The organism is Bradyrhizobium sp. CCGB01, from assembly GCF_024199795.1.
Taxonomy (GTDB): domain Bacteria; phylum Pseudomonadota; class Alphaproteobacteria; order Rhizobiales; family Xanthobacteraceae; genus Bradyrhizobium.
Map to the genome: position 1 here is coordinate 12,145 of NZ_JANADK010000001.1, position 23,153 is coordinate 35,297.

Sequence of the window (23,153 nt, forward strand, 5' to 3'; positions counted from 1 at the left end):
CCCACCCAACAGCACAGCGAGTATCCACTTGGCGCCCATCCAGTACATCGTTGAGGGCGGTCACCGGCTCTCGGGTTCGATCGAGCCGTCCGGCAACAAGAATTCGGCGCTGCCGATCATCGCGGCCGCCCTGCTCACCGAGCACCCGGTGACGCTGGAGAACGTGCCGCGGATCCGCGACACCGAGACCCTGGTCGAGCTGGTCCGCTCGGTCGGCGCCTCGGCCGAGTGGACCGCCCGCAACACGCTTCACATCCACGCCAAGAGCATCCGCGCCGCCGATCTCGACCCCGAGCTCTGCGTCCGCATCCGCGCCTCGATCCTGCTCGCGGGGCCCCTGCTCGCCCGCTGCGGCGAAGTGATGCTGCCGCCGCCCGGCGGCGACGTCATCGGCCGCCGGCGCCTCGACACCCATGTGCTCGCGCTCGAGCAACTCGGCGCCAAGGTCACCGCGACCGACCGGCTTGAATTCCGCGCGGCACGGCTGGCCGGCGCGGACGTGTTCCTGGACGAGCCGAGCGTCACCGCGACCGAGAACGCGCTGGTCGCGGCGGTCGCCGCCGACGGCGTCACATATCTGCGCAATGCGGCCTCCGAGCCGCATGTGCAGGACCTCGCCAATTTCCTGGTCGCGCTCGGTGCGAAGATCGAAGGCATCGGCACCAACACCATGACCGTGCACGGGCCAGCGACGCTCGGCGGCGCGACCTACCGGATCCAGCCCGACCATATCGAGGTCGGCTCGCTGATCGGGCTTGCGGCCGTGACGCGCTCCCCGCTTCGCATCGTGCGCGCCGGGGTCGAGCATCTGCGTTCGATCCGCATGGGGTTCGAACGGCTCGGCATCGTCTGCCGCATCGAGGGCGACGATCTCATCGTGCCCTCGAACCAGACGCTGAAGATCCAGGACGATTTCGGCGGCCACGTGCCGAAGCTGGAAGACCAGCCCTGGCCGGCCTTCCCGGCCGATCTGATGTCGATCGCGATCGTCACCGCCACGCAATGCGAGGGCGTGATCCTGATGTTCGAGAAGATGTTTGAATCGCGGATGTTCTTCGTCGACAAGCTGATCGCCATGGGCGCGCGGATCGTTCTCTGTGATCCTCATCGCGCCATCATCGCAGGGCCCAGCCGGCTGCGCGGGGCATCGATGATCTCGCCCGACATCCGCGCCGGCATGGCCATGCTGCTCGCCGCGGTCTGCGCCGAGGGCACCTCGACCATCAACAACGCCGATCAGATCGAGCGCGGCTACGAGCGCATCGACGAACGGCTGAACGCGCTCGGTGCGAAGATCAAGCGCGTGCCGGAGAGGAAGGGCTGAGAAGACCTTCTTCCTTCTCCCCCTGTGGGAGAAGGTGGCGCGAAGCGCCGGATGAGGGGTTCTCTCCGCTTGCAAGATTGCTTGTGAGGATAGAGACCCCTCACCCGTCTCGCCGCTACCGCGGCGATCCACCCTCTCCCACAAGGGGAGAGGGGAAGAAGGCGAAATCTAACGTCTCAAACCAGTATCGTAGGGTGGGCAAAGCGAAGCGTGCCCACCGCTTCTGTAGCAGTGTGCGCCTTTGCCCACCCTACGATTCCGAGCGCGCGGTAGACCCCCTGACGAGAGGGTGAAGAAGCACGAGCCATGTTTTCGTCGCCCGGTTGTGCTAATCAGCCGCCCATGCTCGACACCGTGCAATATCAATCGCAGCCGCAAGCCGGCGTGCCGCAGAACCATTTCGCCGAGGAGTTCGTCGAGACGCTGCGGCTGGCCGTGCCCATGATGCTGACGCAGCTCGGGCAGATCGCGATGATCACGACCGATCTCGCGCTGATCGGCAGGCTGGGCGAGGATGCGGTCGCAGCGGCGGCGCTGGCGCATACGGTCTATTTCGTCAGCTTCACCTTCGGGCTCGGATTGATGTCCGCGGTGTCGCCGCTCGCCGCACAGGCCTTTGGCGCCGGCGATGCCAGGCGCATCCGCCGCTCCCTGCGCGTCGGATTGTGGGTCGCCCTGCTGATCTCGCTGCCGATGATGGCCTCGCCGCTCTATGGCGAGCACATCCTGATCGCGCTCGGGCAGGCGCCGCAATCGGCCGCGCTCGCCCAGCGCTATCTGTACGGGCTGGCCTGGGGCATCGCGCCGGCGCTCGGCTTCATCGCATTGCGCAGCATGATGAGCGCGGTGAACCGGCCGCAGGCGCCGCTGTGGATCACGCTCGCGGCGATCCCGGTCAATGCCGCGCTGGTCTATTGCCTGATCCATGGCCTGTTCGGCCTGCCGGAGCTTGGCCTGTTCGGCGCGGGGCTTGCGACCACGCTGGTCAATCTCGGCACCTTCGTCGCCGCGCTCGCCATCGCCGCGTGGCGAAAGCCGTTTGCGGACTATCAGCCGCTCGCCCATCTCTGGCGGATCGACTGGCCGCTGATGCGCCAGCTCATCGCGATCGGCGCTCCGATCTCGTTTTCGCTGCTGATGGAATACGGCCTGTTCTCGTCGGCAGCACTGCTGATGGGGCTGATCTCGACCGCCGCGATCGCCGCGCATCAGATCGCGCTTCAGATCACGGCCGTGCTGTTCATGGTGCCGCTCGGCATCGGCATGGCGGCCACGGTCCGGGTCGGCCATGCCTTCGGCCGCAACGAGCCGCTCGCGGTCAAGCGCGCAGGGCTCGTCGCGGCTGTGCTCGGGGTCGTGCTGGTCTCCGCCCTGACGGTCGCCATCATCCTCGGCCGCTACCAGCTGGGACGGCTGTTCTTCGGCTCCAGCGAGGCCAGCGCAGCAACCGTCGAGCTGACGGCGACACTGCTGGTGGTCGGCGCGACCTTCTTCATCGCCGACGGCCTCCAGACCATCGTCGGCGGCGCGCTGCGCGGCATCAACGACACCAGGATGACGCTGGTGTTCGCGGCGATCGGCTATTGGGGCGTCGCATTTCCCGTCGCCTGGCTGCTGGCTTTCAACGCCGGGCTTGGCGCGATCGGTGTCTGGATCGGGTTCTCGGTCGGGACGTTCGTCTATGCCGGGCTGCTGATCTTGCGCTTCCGGATGCTGACGCGCAGACTGGCGGGATGATCGGGACCGTTCGCGAAGTCACGCCTGAGGTCGACGCCGATGCCGTGCTGGCGGGCGCGCAGTTCATCGACGCGTTTCGCGTGGAGGTCGGCGCGACGACAGTGAACGCCCGCGAGGCCTGCATCCGGATGGTGCTGCACGGGCCGCGCTGGATCGATGCGCTGCTGCGCCTGCGCAACATTCTGGTGACGCCGTTCGGCCTGAAGACATCGGGCGAAGGCGCACCCGCGCCCGGCGGCCTGATCGGCCTGTTTCCGGTGCTGAGCGAAACGCCGGAGCGGCTGGTCGCGGGCTTCGACGATTCTCACCTCGACTTCCGTCTCGTGGTCGATGTGGCGGGCGACGATGCGAGCCGCCGGGTGACCTCGACCACGCTGGTGCGGACCAATAACCTGCTTGGCCGCACCTATCTCACCCTGATCATGCCCTTCCACAAGCTGGTGGTCCGCGGCATGATGGGGCGCATCGTGGAGGCGGCCCGATGACGCTGTCGGTCGATCTCTTCTTCTCCTTCCGCAGCCCGTTCAGCTATCTGGCGCTGCCGAAGACGCTGAATCTCGTCGCGGACTACGACCTCGCGGTGAACCTGCGACCGGTCTATCCGCTCGCGGTCCGCGTGCCCGGCTTCTTCAAGAAGACCAATCCGCAGTTCATCCGCTATGTCGTGCTCGACAGTACGCGCGTGGCACAGCACGAGGGTATTCCCTTTCGTTTTCCCCGGCCCGATCCGATCGTGCAGGACAAGACGACGTTCGAGGTCGCAGCCGAGCAGCCCTACATCCACCGCCTGACCCGGTTGGGTGTCATGGCTCAGCTCGAAGGCCGCTCGCTTGCGTTCGCCAACGCAATCGCATGCACGCTCTGGGACGGCTCGGTCGCGGGGTGGAACGAAGGCGATCACCTCGCGCGGGCCGCCGAAAAGGCCGGCTTCGATCTCGCCACGATGGATGCCGCGATCAGCGCCGATCCCGACGGCTACGAGCAGGTGATCGCCGGGAATGAGAAGGACCACGCCGCCTCCGGTCATTGGGGCGTGCCGACCTTCGTGTTCGAGAACGAGCCGTTCTTCGGCCAGGACCGCATCGATCTGCTGGTCTGGCGCATGCGGAGCAAGGGACTGAAGAGGCGCTAGCTCATTCCGCCACGCGCGCGGACTTGTTGGACGAGGCTTCCGACCATTCGCCGACGACGCGATCGAGATCGCAGAGATTCTGGTGCATCTGCTCCAGCGAGAAGCCGATGGCGAAGAAGCGCTCGGCAGTGTCGCCGGGATGGCCGCGGAGCAGGCCGTCCTGGCGGACGGCTGCGACCGCCTCGGCATAGTGCTGGAGCGCGACGTGGACGGGATGGATCGCCGGCGCTCCCGCGCCCTCGCGCAGGGCCGCGGCGGCGGAGCGAAGAAAGCGTGTGATCACGGTCGAGACTTCCGTCAGGGGAGCCGCAAGCCGCATCTGCACCTCGACCGGCAGCGGCACCACCGTGGCACGGCCGATCATCACGACGTCATGGCGCAGCCGCAAGACGGTTCGCAGCAAGGGGCCGGTATCGGGCCCGCTCGACAGCCGCGCGGAGCGCTCACGCTCGGCTTCGGCTCCGATGGCGTTCATGCCCACCATGGCGGTGCCGATGCCGTCCTGGATCCGGTGCAGCGCGTCGTTGTCGCGGCCGCGCGTGAGGCCCGCGAGCAGCTCGGTGAAAGCGTCCGCGATCAGCTCGAGCAGGAGCGCCGCGCTGGCGCGGATCTGCCGCACCGCGCGCGAAGGCAGCACCACGAAGGAGACCACCAGTCCCGTGATGCCCCCGACCGCAACCTCGCTGACGCGGTCGATCGCCGACGTCATGGGATCGGAGTGATGCATGGTCGGCACCAGCAGCACGATCACGGCGGTGACGGTGGCCGCACTGAGGCTCGGATTGATCGCCGCGATGAAGGCGAGCGGGGCGACCGACAGCACCAGCAGGCCCAAGAGCCCCGCCTCGCTCGAATACGGAATCAGGATCGCGATGGCACCGCCATAGATCGCGCCGCCGATGGTGCCGAGCATATAGTCGCGCGTCGCTTTCAGCGAACGGCCGACGCTCATCTGGGTCACGATCAGCGAGGTCAACACAGCCCAGAGCGGCAGCAAAAGATGCAGCGCGGTGGCGATCGCATAGGCCGCGGTGGCAGCCACCGTGACCCGGATCGCCAGTCCCAATTGCGTCCGCCGCGACCTGACCCCGTCGAACAGCTGTTTTGCGAATGCCATCGTCGAATGTCCCGGTCCGATCCAAAATCGCCAAAAGCATGGCTGATGCCCGCGGCCCCAAGCCCGCTTGAAAGGCCACATCAGCCCGCCTAACTTGCGCGCCAAAACGAGGAAACACGATGGCCCACGAAACCGCAACGCTCGCCGCCTACGTCGTCAATCTGACATACCAGGATATTCCGGCGGAGGTTCTGGATCGCGCCAAGGTGCTGACGCTGGACTTCCTCGGCAGCGCCATCCGGGCTCGCAGCGAAGCGGAATCCACCCCCTCGATCCTGAAGATGCTGGAAGCGCTCGCGCTCGACACCAAGGGCGAGTCCACCGTGTTCGGCGACAGCAAGACCTGGACGCCGGCGGTCGCCGCACTCCTCAACGGCGCGCTCGGCCATTCCCTCGACTTCGACGACACCCACGCGGATTCCTCGCTGCATCCGAGCGCGCCGGTGGTTCCGGCCGCCTTCGCCGTCGGCGAGATGGTCGGCGCCTCCGGGCGCGACGTGCTGACCGCGATCGTCGCGGGCTACGAGGTCTGCTGCCGGCTCGGCAACGCCCTCGACCCGACCTCGCATTATGCGCGCGGCTTCCACCCGACCGCGACCGCCGGCACCTATGGCGCGGCGGCCGCCGCCGGCAAGCTGTTCGGCCTGTCCGAGCCGCAGATCATCGCCGCTTTCGGCGTCTCCGGCAGCCAGGCCGCGGGCTCGCTGCAATTCCTGGTCAACGGCGCCTGGAACAAGCGCTACCAGGTCGGCGCCGCCGCGATGAATGGCGTGATCGCCGCGACGCTGGCGCGCAACGATTTCGTCGGCGCGACGGAATCGGTCGAGGGCAAGCACGGCCTGCTCGCCGGCTACACCGACGATGCGCATCCCGACAAGGCGGTCGCAGAGCTCGGCAAGACCTACGAGACCATGAAGATCGGCGTAAAACCGTATCCGAGCTGCCGCTACACTCATGCGGCGATCGACGCGCTGATCGCGATGCGGCGCGAGCACAATCTGACGCCGGACCAGGTCAAGCGCGTCGAGATCGGCTTGCATCGGAACGGCATCACCTTGACCGGCGATGCCGCGACCAAGCGCCATCCGACCTCGATCGTCGGCGGCCAGTTCTCGATGTTCTTCACCGGCGCGCTCGCGCTGGACCAGGGCTCGTTCGGCTGGGACGATTACAACCGTCTCGGCGATGCCGCGATCGACGCGCTGGCCGACAAGTTCGACGTGGTGCAGGACGACCGCCTCGAGGTCGGCCGCACCCATCCATTCGGCGCGCGCGTCAGCATCACCACGGATGACGGCGTGCACGAGCGGCTCTATGCCGATCCGTCCGGAGAGCCGACCTCGTTCCCGGATGCGCAGGCGATGCAGCAGAAATTTTTGACGCTGGCCCGCCCGGTGCTGAATGCGCGCGCGGAGAAGTTTGCCGACGCGATCATGACGCTGGAGCGGTTCGATCGCGTGGCGAAGGCGACGGAGCTGGGAAGGTAGAAGGTTCGCGCCACACGAGCGCTGCACCCTCTCCGCTTGTGGGAGAGGGTGGCTTCGCGACAGCGAAGCCGGGTGAGGGGTCTCTCTCCGCGAGTCCAACTCACATTTGAATGCACGGACAGAGACCCCTCATCCGGCGCCATAGCCGAAGCTTCGCTTCGGCGTTCTAAAGAACGGCGGCCGAAGGCCGCTTATGCCACCTTCTCCCACAAGAGGAGAAGGAAGAAGGAGCGGCACTTCGCTCTGCTTGTCTCAATCCACCCCCGCCAGCTTCCCCTTCTCGCGCGTGGCGGCCACCACGTCCCGCACGAGATCGAACACGCCGTCCGCCTCTGGCGGTGCGTTCAGCGAGCGTCCCAAGCGCACGATCACCAGACGCTCCGACGGGATCACGATGGTGTATTGCCCGATCGTGCCCTTGGCGAAGAAGGCATCGCGCGGCCAGCCGTGCGCGATGCGGAACTTCGCGCCAAAACTGTCGCCCTGGTTGGTCCAGAAGCCGGCGCCGATGCCGACCCAGGCATTCGGCGTGGCTGACGCCGAGTAGTTCACCCAGCCTTCGGGAAGGATACGCTTGCCGCCGGCGACGTCGTCATTGAGATAGAGCTGCCCGAAACGCGCCCAGTCGCGCGCGGGGGCCATCATCTCGCTCGAACCTTCGATCGTGCCGGCGCCGTCGAGCTGGAGCGTGACGTGACGCATGCCGAGCGGCGCGAACAATTCACGGCGCGCGAAGCGCAGTGCGTCCGCGGGTTTGCCGCCGGCGGCGTTACGGATCAGATGCGCGAGCATGATGGTGTTGCCGTCGTGGTAGTTCCACACCGTGCCCGGCGCGGTGGCAAGCGGCATGCCCGCGGCATAGGCGGCCATGTCGGTCTCGATAAATTTCATGCGATTGACGGGTTCGAAGGCGGAGCCGAGCGAAGCTTCCAACGAGCTGCCGAGCGCGAGGCCCGCGGTGTGCCGCAAGAGCTGGTCGACGGTGATGGCGCGGCGCGGATCATCCGGCTGTGTCCACGCGGCGACCGGCGCGGGCCCGTCGAGCGTGAGCTGACCCTGGCGCACGAGCACGCCTGTCAGCGCCGACATCACCGATTTCGTCATGGAGAAGCCGAGCAGCGGCGTCTCCGGGCCGATGCCGTCCGCATAGCGCTCGGCGACGATGCGGCCCGACTTCAGGACGACGATGGCACGGGTGCGGCGGTAGGGCGGCTGCGCGGGCTCGGTGAAGGCACGGTCGAGCGCGGCGGCGAGCGCCCCGCTTTGCGGCGGCACAATTGCGGAGCCAGCGATCTCCGGCAGCAATGCGGGCTGCTTGTCATCGGGCGGCAGTGCGACGTCGGCGATATCGGCGCCGTGATCGAGCGTGCAGCCGAGCCCCTCGCGATAGACGGCATGGCTGCGTCCGAGGCCGAACAGCGTCACCGTGACGTCCTTGCGAACGCGGTCGATCCGGTAGTCCATCGCCCAGGTGATCAGGCCGGTCCCGGGCATTGCGTCAGTGGTCTCGGTAAACGTGCGCTGCGGATCGAGGCCGGAGACGAACGTCTCGGCGCAGAGGATGTCGGCGAGGAAGCCGGTGGCAACCTGCGGCGCATTGCGGGCGCGGGCCGCGCCGAGCGCGAGGCCGATACAGGCGATGGCGGTGGTCAGGAGGATGATCTTGCGGCGGCGGGTCACGGGCTTTCTCCGGCTGGGGCGTATGCCGGGGATGAGGCCGGAGCGCGCAAGGCCGCGCTCGCCGGATTTGGAAAAGGGCTTGGCTGAAACTAAAGCGCTCTAGCCGATTCTGAAATCAGATCGATATTCCAAAGGCTTAAAGACTCACTGCCTTCAGCCGCCGATATTCCGTCGGCGTTACGCCCGTCACCGCCTTGAAGGCGCGGTTGAACGGCCCCAGCGACTGGAAGCCCGCGTCCATCGCGATGGTGATGACGGGAACTTCGGCCTGGGCGGGGTCGGCGAGCGCGGCCTTGGCTTCCTCGATCCGGTGGTTGTTCAGGAACACATTGAAGTTGCGGTAACCGAGCCGCTGGTTGATCAGCCGGCGCAGCCGGTATTCCGGAATTTTCAGCCGGGTGGCCAATACGCCGATGGTGATGCTCTCCTGGCGATAGATTCGCTCGTCCGCCATCAACCGCATTAGGGCGTCGACGAGCTTTTGATCGGCGGAATCATCGGCCGCAGGCTGACTGAAAATGGTAGGCGGTGCGGGCTCCGCCGCGGCCGGAAACAGATCTGCGCCATCAACGCGCATCATGGCATAGACGATCGCCGCGACGGTACAGGCGAGCACGCCGGCATTGAGGGTTTCGGCGACAGCGCCGACGTGGTGGCCGACGACGGCGATCTGGAGCACCGCATTCAGCCCGCCATAAAGCGCGATTGCGCAGACGATGAAGACACGAACGCGGCGGCGGCGCTCGACCAGGTCGGCCGGCCAGGAAGCGATCATCTGTCCGACCGCAAGCGCGATGAAACCCAGCACGATCAGATTGACCACCGTCACCGAGAACCGCACATGGCCGCTGGGGGCAATCCAGACGCAGCCTGCGAAGCTGAAGGCCACCACCAGCGCCCAGATCAGACCGTGCCACCAGCGGAGGCGAAACTCGTCGTCGAACAGGGCGCGTGTGAACAGCCAGAACACCACGATGGTGCCGGTCGACAACGCGACCAGAGGCGCATGCCAGAGCGGGATCCGCGACGTGACATCCAGCGAATAGCTCACAGCGTGCGCGACCGAGCCCAGCACGAAGGCGGCACCGAGGCGGGCAGCCAGCACGCTGCGAAAATCATGTAACAGCGACGCCGCCAGCACCAGCAGCAGCGCGACGCTGGCGGCGCGAAAGGCGAGCTCGGTTGCGGCAAGTGTCATCGGGCGATGCGGTCGGGCACGGTTGAAATCAGCCGAACATCGTTTGTTGCGCTCATTTTTTCAAGGACCATCCGCGTGCCACATATACTCTGTCATCGCCCGGCCGGTGCGCAATTGCGCACCAGGACCGTGCGATCCAGTACTCCGAGACGGAAGTGATTGAACCGAGGCGCCGCGGCGTACTGGATTCCCCGCTTTCGCGGGGAATGACAGCGGAGTATGTGGCCGGGCTTTGTCGCGACGACGGCGCCAAATCCTGCTACGATCGGACTCGCTAAAATACAGAAGGAACCCACCATGAGCTGGCAACCCTCGAACGATCCCGTGCTCGGCGATCCCATGTCCTGCGATGCGCTCGATCTCGTCATCGTGCCGCGCACGCGCGACCTCGGCGACGGATTTGCGGTGCGGCGCGCGCTGCCGCATGGCAAGCGGCAGATGGTCGGGCCCTTCATCTTCTTCGATCATTTCGGCCCGGTGCAGTTCGTTTCCGGCAAGGGCATGGACGTGCGGCCGCATCCGCATATCGGGCTTGCCACCGTCACCTATCTGTTCGACGGCGCCATCATGCATCGCGACAGCGAGGGCAATGTCCAGGAGATCGCGCCCGGCGCGATGAATTTGATGACGGCCGGGCGCGGCATCGCGCATTCCGAACGCACGCCGGACGCGCAGCGCGCCTCGGGCCAGCAGATGCTCGGCCTGCAAAGCTGGATCGCGCTGCCGGCCGGATCCGAAGAGATCGCGCCGTCGTTCCAGCACTACGGCGCCGGCGATTTGCCGATGATCTCCGAGCGCGATTTCACCGCGCGGGTGATCGCGGGCTCCGCCTTCGGTATCAGCTCGCCTGTTTCGATGGTGTCGCCCTGGTTCTACACCGAGGTCACGGCGATCGCGGGCGCGAGCATACCGCTCGACCCCGATCATGAGGAGCGCGCGATCTATGTCGTCGACGGCGAGGTCGAGATCGCGAACGAGCGCTATGAGGGGCCGCGGCTGCTGATCTTCCGTCCCGGCGACCGCATCACCGTGAAGGCCGTGAAGCCCACGCGGATGATGTTTCTCGGCGGCGATGCGCTGGAGGGCCCGCGCCACATCTGGTGGAATTTCGTCTCCTCCAGCAAGGAGCGGATCGAGCAGGCCAAGCAGGACTGGAAAACCGGCCGCTTCGCCGCGGTTCCGCAGGAACATGAGTTCATTCCGCTGCCGGAATAGGCTAATCCGGTGTCCGGCCGCGCTATCCAGTGCGGCCGGATTGTCTTCCCGAAGGCCCTGCCCCATGACCACCATGCTCTCCAGCGACCTGCCCCTGCCCAAGATCGGCCGCGGCAAGGTGCGCGATATCTACGCCGTCGACGACGATCGCCTGCTGCTCGTCACCACCGACCGCATCAGCGCCTTCGACGTCGTGATGGGCGAGACCATCCCGATGAAGGGCGCAGTGCTGACGCAAATCAGCGCGTTCTGGTTCAACAAGCTCGAGGGCGTGGTGCCGCATCACATGATCAGCGCCGACACCGACGAGATCATTGCCGCCGTGCCGGCCCTGAAGCCGCACCGCGCCGAGATCCTCGGCCGCGCCATGCTGTCGCGCCGTACCACCGTATTCCCGATCGAGTGCGTGATCCGGGGTTATCTCTCGGGATCGGCCTGGAAGGAATATGCCGCCAGCGGCACGCTCGCCGGCGAGAAGCTGAAGGCCGGCCTCGTCGAGAGCGAGAAGCTGGAGCCCTCGATCTTCAGCCCGGCGACCAAGGCCGAGACCGGCCATGACGAGAACATCACCATCGCGAAGATGCGCGAGGTCGTCGGCGACGAGGTCGCCTACACGCTCGAGAGCATGACGCGCGCGGTCTACACGCTCGGCGAGGAGCTCGCCCGCGAGCAGGGCATCATCATCGCCGACACCAAGTTCGAATTCGGCCGCGACAAGGACGGCCGCATCATCCTGATCGACGAAGTCATGACGCCGGATAGCTCGCGCTTCTGGGCCGTCGATGCCTACAAGCCCGGCCAGCCGCAGGCGAGCTTCGACAAGCAGCCCTTGCGCGACTATCTCGACGTCGAGCGCCGCGCCGGCCGCTGGAACGGCGACGCCCCGCCGCCACCGCTGCCCGCCAGCGTCGTTGATGCGACCAGCAAGCGGTATCTGGAAGCATATCGGCGGGTGACGGGGAAAGAGCTGAAGATTTAAGCCTCCGCTCGTTCGTCCCGCTCCGTCATTGCGAGGAGCTCTTGCGACGAAGCAATCCAGACTGTCTCCTCGGGTACATTTCTGGATTGCTTCGCTGCGCTCGCAATGACGGGGAGAGACCGGTGCTCCCCGTCGTCCCTGCGAACGCAGGGACCCATACCGCGGACTCTATCAATTGCGGATGGCAGAGGTACCGAACGGCCAGTCTTCGCCAAACCACTCCTGGGGTTATGGGTCCCTGCGTTCGCAGGGACGACAGCGGAGCATGTGGCCAAGACTTCGGGTTTTCCCTCCACCATATGGTTGAGCATTCACACGTCGTGAACGGCGGTCTTCATCGCGAAACTGTCGGATATCTCATAGTTACAAGAATCCTGTTGCGCTAAGCCCGTACTCGTCTACGTCTCGGACGACATTTTTTCAGGAGCGAGCGCAACAGCGTGACCGATCCCGCAATTACTTTCAGCCCGGCTCCTCGATTCAATCCGGCCCTCAAGCGTGCGCTGAATGATATACTGGGCGGAAGCGCCGCCAGCGTCCTGACCGTCACATTCGGACTGTCCTATTCGCTGCTGATTTTCGCGGGTCCGCTGTCGCCCTACCTGTCCTACGGCATCACGGCGACCTTCGTCAGCTCCGCCGTGCTTGCGGTCGTCATCGGGCTCGGCAGCTCCCTGCCCTTCGCGGTTGGTGCCCCCGACAGCTCGACCGCGGCGGTGACGGGAATCCTGGCGGCCTCGGTGGTCGAGCGCATCGAGACCGCGAACCTGTCGGCGCCGCTGCTTTCGCCGGTCCTCATCACGCTCGGCCTGTCGACAGTGCTGACGGGATTGGTGCTGTGCGGATTGGGCCTGACGCGGCTGGGCCGCGCCATCCGCTACGTGCCTTATCCCGTCGTCGGCGGCTTCCTCGGCGCCACCGGACTCCTCATCGCCCTGGGCGCGGTCCGGGTGATCACCAACTACCCGCTGCAGTTCACGACGCTGCCGCACTTCACTGACGGCACCATTTTGCTGGAGCTGGGCGCCGCCTGCGCGATGGCGCTGGTGCTCTACCTGACCTGGCATCGCTCACGCAGCCCGTTCGGACTGCCGATCATCCTGGTCGGCGGCGTGCTCACGGCGCATCTGGCATTCTGGATCACCGGCGTTTCATTCGATCATGCACGCGCCCTGGGCTGGACGTTTCAGCCGCCGCCGCAGGCGGTCTTCATGCTGCCCTGGCACACCGATGATCTCACCGCCTATCCCTGGTTTGCCGTGCCGGACCTGCTCGGCAACGTGGTTGCCGTCATTTTCGTCACGGCCTCCTGCACGCTGTTCAACACCACCGGCATCGAGGTCGCCGTGCATCGCGAGGCCAATCTGGAGCGCGAGCTGAACGTCACCGGCGTCGCCAATATCCTGACCGGGATGCTGGGCGGCTATGCCGGCTGCAGCTCGATCAGCCGCTCGATCCTCAATTTCTCCAGCGGCGGCCGCGGGCGCCTGTCCGGCCTTACGGTCGCGGCACTGTCGCTGCTGATGCTTGCGGTCGCGCCCGAGCTGCTCGGCTTCATCCCGAAATTCGTCATCGGCGGCCTTCTGCTCTATCTCGGCGCCGACCAGCTCCACAAATGGATCATCGAGTCGCGCAAGCGGCTTTCGAAGCTCGAATATCTTTCCCTGATCGCGATCATCGTCATCATCGTGACCTGGGGCTTCGTGCCGGGTATCCTGATCGGCGTGATCATCGGCTGCGCGACGTTTGCGTTCAGCGCCGCGCGGGTGGAGGCGATCAAGTACAGTTTCGACGGCTCGGAATATCGCTCCTCGCTCGACCGCTCGCGCGACGACCAGGACGTGCTGCTCGCGCATGGCGGCAATATCCAGGGCCTCAACCTCCAGAGCTACCTGTTCTTCGGCTCCGCCAACCGGCTCTACCAGCACGTCAAGCAGCTGCTCCAGGAGCGCCCGGAGTGCCGTTACCTGCTGTTCGACTTCAAGCTCGTGACCGGCGTCGACTCCTCGGCCGCCTACAGCTTCGCCCAGATCAAGCGCAGCGCGCATGACCTCGGCGTCGAGCTGATCCTGGTGCACCTGTCGGCGGCGGCCGAGAAGGTGCTGCGCTCCAGCGACTTCGTCGGCGAGGGCGTCACCATCATCCCCGAGCTCGATCATGCGCTCGAATGGTGCGAGAACGAGATCATCTCGCAGCATCAGGGGCGGGTGCAGGAAGAAGCCAGCCTGCGCGACTGGTTCACAGGGATACTCGAGAGCGAGGCCGACGCCGACGCGCTGATTTACCGCTGCCAGCGCCTCGAGGTCGAGGCCGGCGAAATCATCGTCCACGCCGGTGCCCCCGCCGATTCCATGCATTTCATCCTCGACGGCCGTGTCGGTATCATGGTCCCCGCCGACGACGACCGCACCACGCGCGTACGCAGCCTCGGCCGCTACACCACGATCGGCGAGATGGGCCTGGTATCGAACACCCCGCGCAGCGCCACCATCCAGGCCGAGGTCGACAGCGTGCTCTACGTGCTCAACACGCACCAGTTCGACGCCATCAGGAACGAGGACCCCGCCCTCAGCCACAAGCTGCTGACCTATTTCGTGTCGGTCATGGCCGAACGGCTGACCTTTGCAAACAGGACGATTGCGGTGTTGAGGCGGTGACCGCCCCCTTGGCTGCATCCGGGCTGCGATCTCGACTCCATTGATCCAGATCAAACCGGGAGCAAGCGACAAAAGAAAGCTGATCACCTCGGCTTTGACACAACAACGAGGGAGATCACCATGAGGCTGGTCGGCACCAAGCGAATGCTACTTGTTGCAGCCGCTCTGGGCTGTGGAATTTTCGGCTCGACCAACTGGTCAAACGACGCCGGCATCGCGTTCGGCGTTCCAAGCGCTGAAGCCAGGGTCGGCCGGCCGGCAACCCCCGTGAGCGTCGCCGGCGTCGCACGTCGAACCACGCGACGCGCGGTCGTAGGGGGAGCGGCCGTAGGTGCGGCAGCGGCCGGCGCAGCATGCGTCCGCGTTTATGTGAACGGCGCCTACGTGTGCCGCTGATGCCATTCGCGCCGGCGAATTCAAATCGCCGGCGCGCAACGTCGATCGCCGGTCAGACCCCCGCCATCATCACGTATTTGATCTCGACATATTCTTCCATGCCGTGACGGGAGCCTTCACGGCCAAGGCCGCTTTCCTTGACGCCGCCGAAGGGTGCGACTTCCGTGGTGATCAGGCCGGTGTTGACGCCGACCATGCCGGATTCCAGCGCCTCGGCGACGCGCCAGACGCGGCCGAGATCGCGGGAGTAGAAGTAGGAGGCAAGACCGAACGGCGAAGCGTTGCACATCGCGACCACGTCGGCCTCATCCTTGAAGCGGATCACCGGGGCGAGCGGGCCGAAGGTTTCCTCCTGCGACACCAGCGAATCCGGCTTGACGTCGGCAAGCACGGTCGGTTCGAAGAAGGAGCGGCCGAGCTCGCTGCGCTTGCCGCCGGTGACGATCTTGGCGCCGCGCTTGACGGCATCGGCGATGTGCCGCTCGACCTTGTCGACCGCCTTCAGGTTGATCAGCGGGCCCTGCGTGACGCCGCTCTCGGTGCCGTCGCCGATCTTCATCGCCGCGACCTTCTTCGACAACTTCTGCACGAACTCGTCGTAGATCTTGTCCTGGGCGTAGAGGCGGTTGGCGCAGACGCAGGTCTGGCCCATGTTGCGGTATTTCGAGACGATCGCGCCTTCGACCGCGGCATCGATGTCGGCATCGTCGAACACCACGAACGGCGCATTGCCGCCGAGCTCGAGGCCCAGCCGCTTCACGCCGACGGAGGCCTGCTGGTAGAGGATCTTGCCGACCGCAGTCGAGCCGGTGAAGCCGACGAAGCGGACCGCCGGATGCTCGCACAGCACCTTGCCGATCGGCGGCGCGTCACCGGTGATGATGTTGAGCACGCCCTTGGGGATACCCGCCTTCTCGGCGAGCACGGCCAGCGCCAGCGCCGACAGCGGCGTTTCGTTCGCGGGCTTGAGCACCACGGTGCAGCCGGCGGCAAGTGCCGGTGAGACCTTGCGCGTGATCATCGAGTTCGGGAAATTCCACGGCGTGATGGCGCCGCAGACGCCGATCGGCTGCTTGATCGCGAGCAGGCGCGCATCGGGCCGCTGCGTCGGGATGGTCTCGCCATAGACGCGGCGGGCTTCTTCGGCAAAGAACTCGATATAGGCGGCGCCGATGTCGACCTCGCCGAGCGCCTCGGACAGCGGCTTGCCCTGCTCGGAGGTGAGGATCAGCGCGAGGTCCTCGCGGTTGGCGATGATCAGCTCGAACCATTTGCGCAGGATGTTGGAGCGCTGCTTGGCGGTGTGCTTGGCCCAGGCCGGAAAGGCGCGCTCGGCAGCTTCGACCGCCCTGGTCGTATCGTCGGCACCAAGCTGCGGAACCTTCGCAAGCTCGACGCCGGTCGCGGGATTGTTCACGGCGAAGACCGGCGAGCCGACCCAGGCGCCGTCGATGTAGCAGGCCTCTCTGAGCAGCGAGGGGTCCTTCAGCCGGTCGCGCAGATTGGACGTGGCTTGCGGGGCGCGTGCGGCGGCAGTCGGGGTCATGGCGTCACTCCTCAGGGCGCGATCGGATCGGCCCGGAATATAGGGGCAGACACGGCGCAATGCACCGCCCCGCAACGCACATCTGCTGGCAGCTAAACAGGGAACGGCGTGGTTACGCCGCGCCGCTCATGTAGGTCTCGCGCCGGCCGATCATCCGTTCTGCGGCCGCCTTGGCGTCGGCCTTCGAGGACGTCGCGCAGGTCCGGTATTCGAGATCGGGAACGTCGGACGGGTTGCGGCGGCCGAACCAGTTCTTCGAGCCGACCGGCAGCAGCGCCAGCGCCTGCGCCAGATTGTCGACCGCGCCGAACGAATAGAGCGCGCCGGTGCCGGCGATGCGGACCTCGTAGATACCGGGCGAAATCGGCGCCTCGAGATTGTCGCCCCGTCCGGGACGGGGATAGCGCTTCCATTCACTCCAGGTCGAAATCATCTGAGGCCCCCTCGCGGCGGATCGTCGTCCGCCAAAATTTGCATCAAGTCTTAACGTCGGCCATCGGGCCGCGTGCTGAAACGCCGCAACGCACAAAATGTTTCAAGTGCTTTCAAACACGCGAAACATATCGCCAGAGCCCATCCACGGTCACGGCGAGTTGCGGCCATCCACCGCAGATTGTGACGGAGTGTTGCAGTTCAGCCGCCTCTCGTCCTTCGCGGGGCGCGGACCGTCAAGTCACGACATCGCGACCGGTGCGGGCATCTGGACGCGCTTGCCGCGCGGAGCGTGCGGGAGGACAATCAATCGCTTCCAACAATAATCAAACCGGAGGAAACGCGTATGCAACGCAAAGCCCAGATCGACGAGATTCTGCGCCAGAAGAGCGACGCCAAAGAGATTCCCGGCGTCGTCGCGATCGCCGCCAGCGGTAACGACGTGATCTACCAAGGCGCGTTCGGCCAGCGCGACCTGTCGAAGCCAGACCCGATGACGGCCGACAGCGTGTTCTGGATCGCCTCGATGACGAAAGCTGTGACATCAGCGGGCGCGATGCAATTGGTCGAGCAGGGCAAGCTGTCGCTGGATGCGCCGATCGGTTCGGTGCTGCCCGATCTCGCCAAGCCGCAGGTGCTCGAAGGCTTCGATGCCAAGGGCGAGGCGAAGCTGCGGCCGGCGAAGGGGCCGATCACGCTGCGCCAGCTCCTGACCCACACCGCGGGCTTTGCCTACAACATGTGGAACGGCGATCTCGGGATCTACCTGGAGAAGACCGGCATCCCCGCCATCACCACCTGCCAGAATGCGGCGCTGAAGACGCCTGTCATGACTGATCCCGGCACGCGCTGGGAATACGGCACCAATATCGATTTCGTCGGCAAGGCGGTGGAAGCCGTCAGCGGCAAGCGGCTCGATGCTTATTTGCGCGATAACCTGTTCACCCCGCTCGGCATGAGCGACACCGCTTTCAAGATCACCGACAACATGCGCAAGCGCCTGGTCGGCATGCACGCGCGCGGCGAGGACGGCCAGCTTGCCGCGATCCCGTTCGAGCTCGAGCAGGAGCCGGAATTCCACATGGGTGGCGGCGGCCTCTATTCGACCGCGGCCGACTACATCAGGTTCACCCAGATGATTCTGAACAAGGGCCGCGGCAACGGCAATCAGGTGCTGAAGGCCGAAACGATCGCCATGATGGGGCAAAACCAGATGGGCGACCTCACCATGGGCAAGCTGACCACGGCCGCGCCGATGTACACCAACGACGTCGATCTCTATCCGGAGCAGGTCAAGAAGTGGGGCCTCAGCTTCATGATCAACACCGCCAAGACCGCTGAAGGGCGCAGCCCGAACAGCCTCGCCTGGGCCGGTCTCGCCAACACCTATTACTGGATCGACCCTGCGCGCGACGTCACCGGCGTGATCCTGATGCAGCTGCTGCCGTTCGCCGACGCGAAATGCCTGGAGACGTTCGCCGGCTTCGAGCGCGGTGTGTATGCCGGGCTCGATGCAGGGAGCGGGAAGAAGGCGGCTTAGCCACTTAAGTATGAGGCGCGCGGCGTCGCGCGCCTGCGCCACAATCGATAACCTCGTGCCCAAAGCCATCGGCTTCAGGCACGAGGCATCAGCTTTGAGGAGACGAACTTGGCGGACGATCTGGCAGGCAAGGCCGACAGCTACGTTTGCGGCATCTCGGACACGCCGCTGCTCGGCGACACCATCGGTCGCAGCCTCGACCACGCCGTGCGGCGCTGGGGTAACCGCGAGGCGCTGGTCTCGCCCAGCCACGGCGTCAGATGGACCTGGACCGAATTCGCCGCGCGCGTCGATGCGCTCGCCGCGGGCTTTCTCGCGCTGGGACTCGAACGCGGGGAGCGGATCGGCATCTGGTCGCTGAACCGGCCGGAATGGACACTGACCCAGTTTGCCGCCGCCAAGGCGGGCCTGATCCTGGTGACGATCAATCCCGCCTACCGGCTCAGCGAGCTGGAATTCGCGCTGAAGAAAGTCGGCTGCGCGGCGATCGTCACCGCGACCGCGTTCAAGACCAGCAACTACATGGAGATGCTCAACACGCTGCTGCCGGAGCTGGCAAGCGCAAAGCCCGGACAGTTGCAGGCGACGCGATTGCCGGACCTGCGGATGGTGATTCAAATCGGCGGCCCGGCAGCATCAGGCACTGTCGCTTTCGAGGAAGTCGCACGCATGGGCGGTGCCGAGCATCGGGAGCAGCTTGCAGCGCTCGGCGCCGCCCTGCAGTTCGACGATCCCGTCAACATCCAGTTCACCAGCGGCACCACGGGATCGCCGAAGGGCGTGACGCTGACGCATCACAACATCCTCAACAACGGCTATTTCACCGGCCGCGCGATGCGCCTGACCGATCAGGATCGCATCTGCATTCCGGTGCCGCTCTATCACTGCTTCGGCATGGTGATGGGCAACCTCGCCTCCGTCACGCTTGGCACGACGATGGTCTATCCCGGCGAGGGTTTTGATCCGCTCGCGACGCTACGGGCGATCGAACAGGAGAAGTGCACTGCGCTGTACGGCGTGCCGACGATGTTCATCGCGGAACTCGATCATCCCGAATTCAAGACGTTCGACCTGAAATCACTGCGCACCGGCATCATGGCGGGCGCGCCCTGCCCGATAGAGGTGATGAAGCGCGTCAACACCGAAATGAACATGCGCGAGGTCACCATCGCCTACGGCATGACCGAAACCAGCCCGGTCAGCTTCCAGAGCGCGACAGATGATCCGCTCGAACGACGCGTCTCCACGGTGGGACGGATTCATCCGCATGTCGAGGTCAAGGTCGTCGATCTCGAAGGCAGGATCGTCAAGCGTGGGGAACGCGGCGAGCTCTGCACGCGCGGCTACAGCGTCATGCTGGGCTATTGGGACGAGAAGGAGAAGACGTCGGACGTGCTGGATGCCAACGGCTGGATGCACACCGGCGATCTCGCGACCATCGACGACGAGGGCTATTGCAACATCGTCGGCCGCATCAAGGATCTGGTGATCCGCGGTGGCGAGAACCTCTATCCGCGCGAGATCGAGGAGTTCTTGTACCGTCACCCCAAAATTCAGGACGTGCAGATTTTTGGTGTGGCCGATACGCGCTACGGTGAAGAGCTCTGCGCCTGGATCCGCGTCAGGCCGGGCGAGACACTGACGGCCGAGGAGGTCCGCACCTTCTGCCAGGGCCAGATCGCCCACAACAAGATCCCGCGCTATGTCGAATTCGTCGACGAATTTCCGATGACCGTGACCGGCAAGATCCAGAAATTCGTGATGCGGGATGCGGTGGAGCAACGTCTGGGGTTGAAGGCTGCGAAGACGGCGTGAGGGGCTGAGTGATCTCGCTACACCAACACCGTCATTCCCCGCGAAGGCGGGGAATCCAGTACGCCGCGGCTCCTCCGTATTCCACAGCTGCCTCTGGAATACTGGGTCGCCCGGTCCTAGTGCGCAATTGCGCACTGGCCGGGCGACGACAGCGGAGAATGAGGCTCGCAATGACGGCCGAGAGAGAGCGACTTCCTTAAACCGTCAGCCCGCGCTGCTGGGCCAGCTCCTTCAGCGACACTTGCGGACGTGCGCCGATGTGCTGGATCACCTCGGCGGCCGCGAGCGCGCCGAGCTCGCCGCACTGCTTGTGGGCGAGATTACGCGCGAGGCCATACAGGAAGCCGGCGGCGAAGAGATCGCCGGCGCCGGTGGTGTCCACCAGCTTCGTGATCGGCGAGGCCGGCGCGGCGACGGCGTCGGTCGGCGTCACCACCACGCAACCCTTCTCGCTGCGGGTGACGACGCCGAGCTTGACGTCGTTGCGCAGCTGCTTCAGCGCGGTGTCGAAATCCGAGGTCATGTAGAGCGAATGCAGCTCGGATTCGTTGGCGAAGACGATGTCGACGGTGCCGTTGCGCATCAGCCCCAAAAACTCGTCGCGATAGCGGTCGACGCAGAACGAATCCGACAGCGTCAGCGCCACCTTGCGCTTCGCGCCATGGGCGATCTCGGCCGCCTTGACGAAGGCATCCTTGGCGTTCTTGGGGTCCCAGAGATAGCCCTCGAGATAGACGATGCCGGCAGCAGCGATCTCGGCCGGGTCGATGTCGGCCGGCGACAGATCCTGCGCCGCGCCGAGATAGGTGTTCATGGTGCGCTCGCCGTCGCCCGTGACCAGAATGTAGGAACAACCGGTCGCGGGGCCGTCCTTTGCGGCGGGCGTGTTGAAGGCGACGCCGGCGGCGCGGATGTCGTGGACATAGAGCTTGCCGATCTGGTCGTCCTTGACCTTGCCGACATAGGCCGCGCGTGCGCCGAGGCTGCCGATGCCGACGATGGTGTTGGCAGCCGAGCCGCCCGAGACTTCCGTCGCCGGGCCCATGTCCTTGTAGATGGCGGCGGCCCGCGCCTCGTCGATCAGGGACATGCTGCCCTTGGTCATGCCGTGCTTGCCCAAAAAGGCTTCATCGGTCCTGACCAGCACGTCGAACAGCGCGTTACCGATCCCGAGAACGTCATATTTCACGTCAGCCATTCACCTTGATCCTGTTTGGCGGATTGCGATTGCCGCAAGAATCCGCTTCCTGTCGGCCTGAAATCTGGCTCGCGGCCTATCACGACCGGCCCTTCGCGGGCAAGCAACGGTATTATTACAGGCAATGATCCGCTCCTTCCTGACTGTCTCGACGGGAACACTGGCCTCGCGGCTGCTGGGCTTTGCCCGCGATTCCCTGATCGCGGCGCTGCTCGGCACCGGCGCCGTGGCGGATGCGTTCCTGGCAGCCTTTCAGCTGGTCAACGTGGTACGCCGGCTGCTCAGCGAGGGGGCCCTGAATGCCGCGCTGATCCCGGCCTGGCTGCGCGTTCGAGAACGCGACGGCGAGGCGGCCGCATCAGCGTTCGCCGGGCGCGTGCTCGGCACGGTCAGCGCGGCCCTGATTGTCATCTCGATCGTCATTGCGCTGATGATGCCGCTGATCATCACGGTGATCGCGCCCGGGTTTCTCGGCAGCGGCACGCTCGACCTCGCCGTCCAGAACGCGCGGCTGATGCTGCCTTATCTCGCCTTTGCCGGCCCCGTCACCGTGCTGATGGGGCTGCTGAACGCGCAAGGGCGCTTTGCGCTCACCGCGTTCTCGCCGCTGCTGTTCAATATCGCCCTGATCGCCGCAATCGCTGTGCTCCTTGTCTGGCATGCCGATGCCAGCTTCGACGCGTGGATGCTGGCCGCCACCGTCGGTGTCGCCGGTCTGCTGCAATTGCTGATGCTGCTGTCGCAGCGAAGCGCGCGGCTTGCGAGGCCGCTACGCGTCGGCTTCGACCCGGAGATGCGCGGCTTCTTCGCCAAGGCCATTCCCGGCATGATCGCAAGCTCGGGCCCGCAATGGCTGATGGTGGCCGGCGCGATCATCGCCTCCGCCACGCCCTCCGCCGTGTCCTGGCTCTATTTCGCCAACCGCCTGATCGAATTGCCGCTCGGCATCGTCGGCGTCGCCATGGGCACGGTGCTGGTGCCGGAGCTGACGCGCGCGGTGGGTAGCGGCGACCGCGACGCCGTGGCGCATGCGGAGTCGCGTGCGCTGGAACTCGCGACCGGGCTGGCGCTGCCGGCGACGCTCGGCCTGATCGTGCTGGCCGAGCCGATCGTGCGGCTGTTGTTCGAGCATGGCGCCTTCGGTGCGGATGACAGTGCGGCGACCGCCCACGCGCTGATGTGGCTGGCGCTGGGCCTGCCGGCCCACGTGCTGATCAAGGCCTTGTCGCCGGCCTACTTTGCCCGCAGCGACACGATGACGCCGCTGCTGGCCACCGCCAAGGGATTCGTGGTCGCGGTCGCGCTCGCCGTCGTGCTCGGACACGTCTTCGGCGCAAGCGGGATCGCCGCCAGCATCGCGGCCGGCGCCTGGAGCAGTGCACTCTCGCTGCTCCGAAGAGGCACCAGCGAATTCGGCTTCTCGGTCGACGCGGCCGCCCGCAGCCGGCTGCCGCGGATCGTGCTCGCCGCAAGCGCCATGGGCGCCCTGCTCTGGCTGACGAGGGGTCTCGTGGCTGCCGAGGCACATGGCCTGATCCGCTTCATCGTGCTGGGCGTGCAGATCGCGGCCGGAATCGCCGTCTATGGCCTGCTCCTGCAAATTCTTGGCGCCGCCTCCTGGCGTGAGGCGGTTAACGCCTTGAGACGGCCGGCCTAGACCGCCCTCGGCCGCCAAGCCTATCGAATTACCCTTGACGGGG

Annotated in this window: 18 protein-coding genes; 12 read left to right on the top strand and 6 right to left on the bottom strand. The window is 65.7% G+C overall.

The window, feature by feature from the left end; genetic code table 11:
* Positions 1 to 28 precede the first annotated feature (28 nt).
* The 4 genes from murA to NLM25_RS00065 all read left to right on the top strand — a co-directional run bounded on the left by murA (position 29) and on the right by NLM25_RS00065 (position 4,193).
* Positions 29 to 1,324 carry a UDP-N-acetylglucosamine 1-carboxyvinyltransferase gene (gene murA, locus NLM25_RS00050; protein WP_254114625.1) on the top strand — a complete coding sequence of 432 codons (1,296 nt, stop codon included), beginning with the start codon at positions 29 to 31 and terminating at the stop codon, positions 1,322 to 1,324.
* A 342-nt stretch (positions 1,325 to 1,666) separates the two neighbouring features.
* Positions 1,667 to 3,061: an MATE family efflux transporter gene (locus NLM25_RS00055; RefSeq protein WP_254135588.1), complete on the top strand. Its 1,395-nt coding sequence runs from the start codon at positions 1,667 to 1,669 to the stop codon at positions 3,059 to 3,061.
* Complete coding sequence (locus NLM25_RS00060) at positions 3,058 to 3,546, top strand: DUF2867 domain-containing protein (protein ID WP_254135589.1); 489 nt, start codon at positions 3,058 to 3,060, stop codon at positions 3,544 to 3,546. The genes NLM25_RS00055 and NLM25_RS00060 overlap by 4 nt, the downstream gene beginning before the upstream one ends.
* Complete coding sequence (locus NLM25_RS00065; protein WP_254135590.1) at positions 3,543 to 4,193, top strand: 2-hydroxychromene-2-carboxylate isomerase; 651 nt, start codon at positions 3,543 to 3,545, stop codon at positions 4,191 to 4,193. Before NLM25_RS00060 ends, NLM25_RS00065 begins: the two co-directional genes overlap by 4 nt.
* 1 nt (position 4,194) lies before the next feature.
* Here NLM25_RS00065 and NLM25_RS00070 read toward each other — a convergent pair whose 3' ends face one another.
* Positions 4,195 to 5,310 carry an aromatic acid exporter family protein gene (locus NLM25_RS00070; RefSeq protein WP_254135591.1) on the bottom strand — a complete coding sequence of 372 codons (1,116 nt, stop codon included), beginning with the start codon at positions 5,308 to 5,310 and terminating at the stop codon, positions 4,195 to 4,197.
* A gap of 119 nt (positions 5,311 to 5,429) precedes the next feature.
* Between NLM25_RS00070 and NLM25_RS00075 the strand changes: the two genes are divergently transcribed.
* Positions 5,430 to 6,797 (top strand): MmgE/PrpD family protein, encoded by a 1,368-nt coding sequence (locus tag NLM25_RS00075; protein ID WP_254114630.1) that lies wholly within the window; start codon positions 5,430 to 5,432, stop codon positions 6,795 to 6,797.
* Between the two features lie 252 nt (positions 6,798 to 7,049).
* On the opposite strand, the gene NLM25_RS00080 is transcribed toward NLM25_RS00075, so the two are convergent.
* Both NLM25_RS00080 and NLM25_RS00085 read right to left on the bottom strand, forming a co-directional pair.
* Complete coding sequence (locus NLM25_RS00080) at positions 7,050 to 8,477, bottom strand: serine hydrolase (RefSeq protein ID WP_254135592.1); 1,428 nt, start codon at positions 8,475 to 8,477, stop codon at positions 7,050 to 7,052.
* A 136-nt stretch (positions 8,478 to 8,613) separates the two neighbouring features.
* Positions 8,614 to 9,675 (bottom strand): helix-turn-helix domain-containing protein, encoded by a 1,062-nt coding sequence (locus NLM25_RS00085; RefSeq protein ID WP_254135593.1) that lies wholly within the window; start codon positions 9,673 to 9,675, stop codon positions 8,614 to 8,616.
* Positions 9,676 to 9,972: 297 nt separating this feature from the next.
* On the opposite strand from NLM25_RS00085, the gene NLM25_RS00090 reads away from it, so the two are divergent.
* From NLM25_RS00090 to NLM25_RS00105, 4 genes are all read left to right on the top strand, one after another.
* A complete protein-coding gene (locus NLM25_RS00090) occupies positions 9,973 to 10,890 on the top strand; it encodes a pirin family protein (protein WP_254135594.1) in 918 nt (305 codons plus the stop codon).
* Between the two features lie 64 nt (positions 10,891 to 10,954).
* Positions 10,955 to 11,869, top strand: a complete 915-nt coding sequence (locus NLM25_RS00095) for a phosphoribosylaminoimidazolesuccinocarboxamide synthase (RefSeq protein ID WP_254135595.1) — start codon at positions 10,955 to 10,957, stop codon at positions 11,867 to 11,869.
* 440 nt (positions 11,870 to 12,309) lie between these two features.
* The gene (locus NLM25_RS00100; protein ID WP_254135596.1) at positions 12,310 to 14,526 is read left to right on the top strand and encodes a SulP family inorganic anion transporter; all 2,217 of its coding nucleotides are present in this window, start codon (positions 12,310 to 12,312) and stop codon (positions 14,524 to 14,526) included.
* Positions 14,527 to 14,646: 120 nt separating this feature from the next.
* A complete protein-coding gene (locus NLM25_RS00105) occupies positions 14,647 to 14,922 on the top strand; it encodes a hypothetical protein (protein ID WP_254114636.1) in 276 nt (91 codons plus the stop codon).
* A 52-nt stretch (positions 14,923 to 14,974) separates the two neighbouring features.
* On the opposite strand, the gene NLM25_RS00110 is transcribed toward NLM25_RS00105, so the two are convergent.
* On the bottom strand, positions 14,975 to 16,468 hold the full coding sequence (locus tag NLM25_RS00110; protein ID WP_254135597.1) for an NAD-dependent succinate-semialdehyde dehydrogenase: 1,494 nt from the start codon (positions 16,466 to 16,468) through the stop codon (positions 14,975 to 14,977).
* A 112-nt stretch (positions 16,469 to 16,580) separates the two neighbouring features.
* Positions 16,581 to 16,901: a hypothetical protein gene (locus NLM25_RS00115; protein ID WP_254114638.1), complete on the bottom strand. Its 321-nt coding sequence runs from the start codon at positions 16,899 to 16,901 to the stop codon at positions 16,581 to 16,583.
* A gap of 345 nt (positions 16,902 to 17,246) precedes the next feature.
* On the opposite strand from NLM25_RS00115, the gene NLM25_RS00120 reads away from it, so the two are divergent.
* Entirely contained in the window at positions 17,247 to 18,440 is a 1,194-nt protein-coding gene (locus NLM25_RS00120; RefSeq protein ID WP_254135598.1) for a serine hydrolase, read from the top strand.
* Positions 18,441 to 18,560: 120 nt separating this feature from the next.
* Positions 18,561 to 20,255, top strand: coding sequence for an AMP-binding protein (locus tag NLM25_RS00125; RefSeq protein ID WP_254141085.1), 1,695 nt, complete (start codon positions 18,561 to 18,563; stop codon positions 20,253 to 20,255).
* A 196-nt stretch (positions 20,256 to 20,451) separates the two neighbouring features.
* Here NLM25_RS00125 and NLM25_RS00130 read toward each other — a convergent pair whose 3' ends face one another.
* Positions 20,452 to 21,453: an adenosine kinase gene (locus NLM25_RS00130; protein WP_254135599.1), complete on the bottom strand. Its 1,002-nt coding sequence runs from the start codon at positions 21,451 to 21,453 to the stop codon at positions 20,452 to 20,454.
* 124 nt (positions 21,454 to 21,577) lie between these two features.
* On the opposite strand from NLM25_RS00130, the gene murJ reads away from it, so the two are divergent.
* Positions 21,578 to 23,110, top strand: coding sequence for a murein biosynthesis integral membrane protein MurJ (murJ, locus tag NLM25_RS00135; protein WP_254135600.1), 1,533 nt, complete (start codon positions 21,578 to 21,580; stop codon positions 23,108 to 23,110).
* Positions 23,111 to 23,153 lie beyond the last annotated feature (43 nt).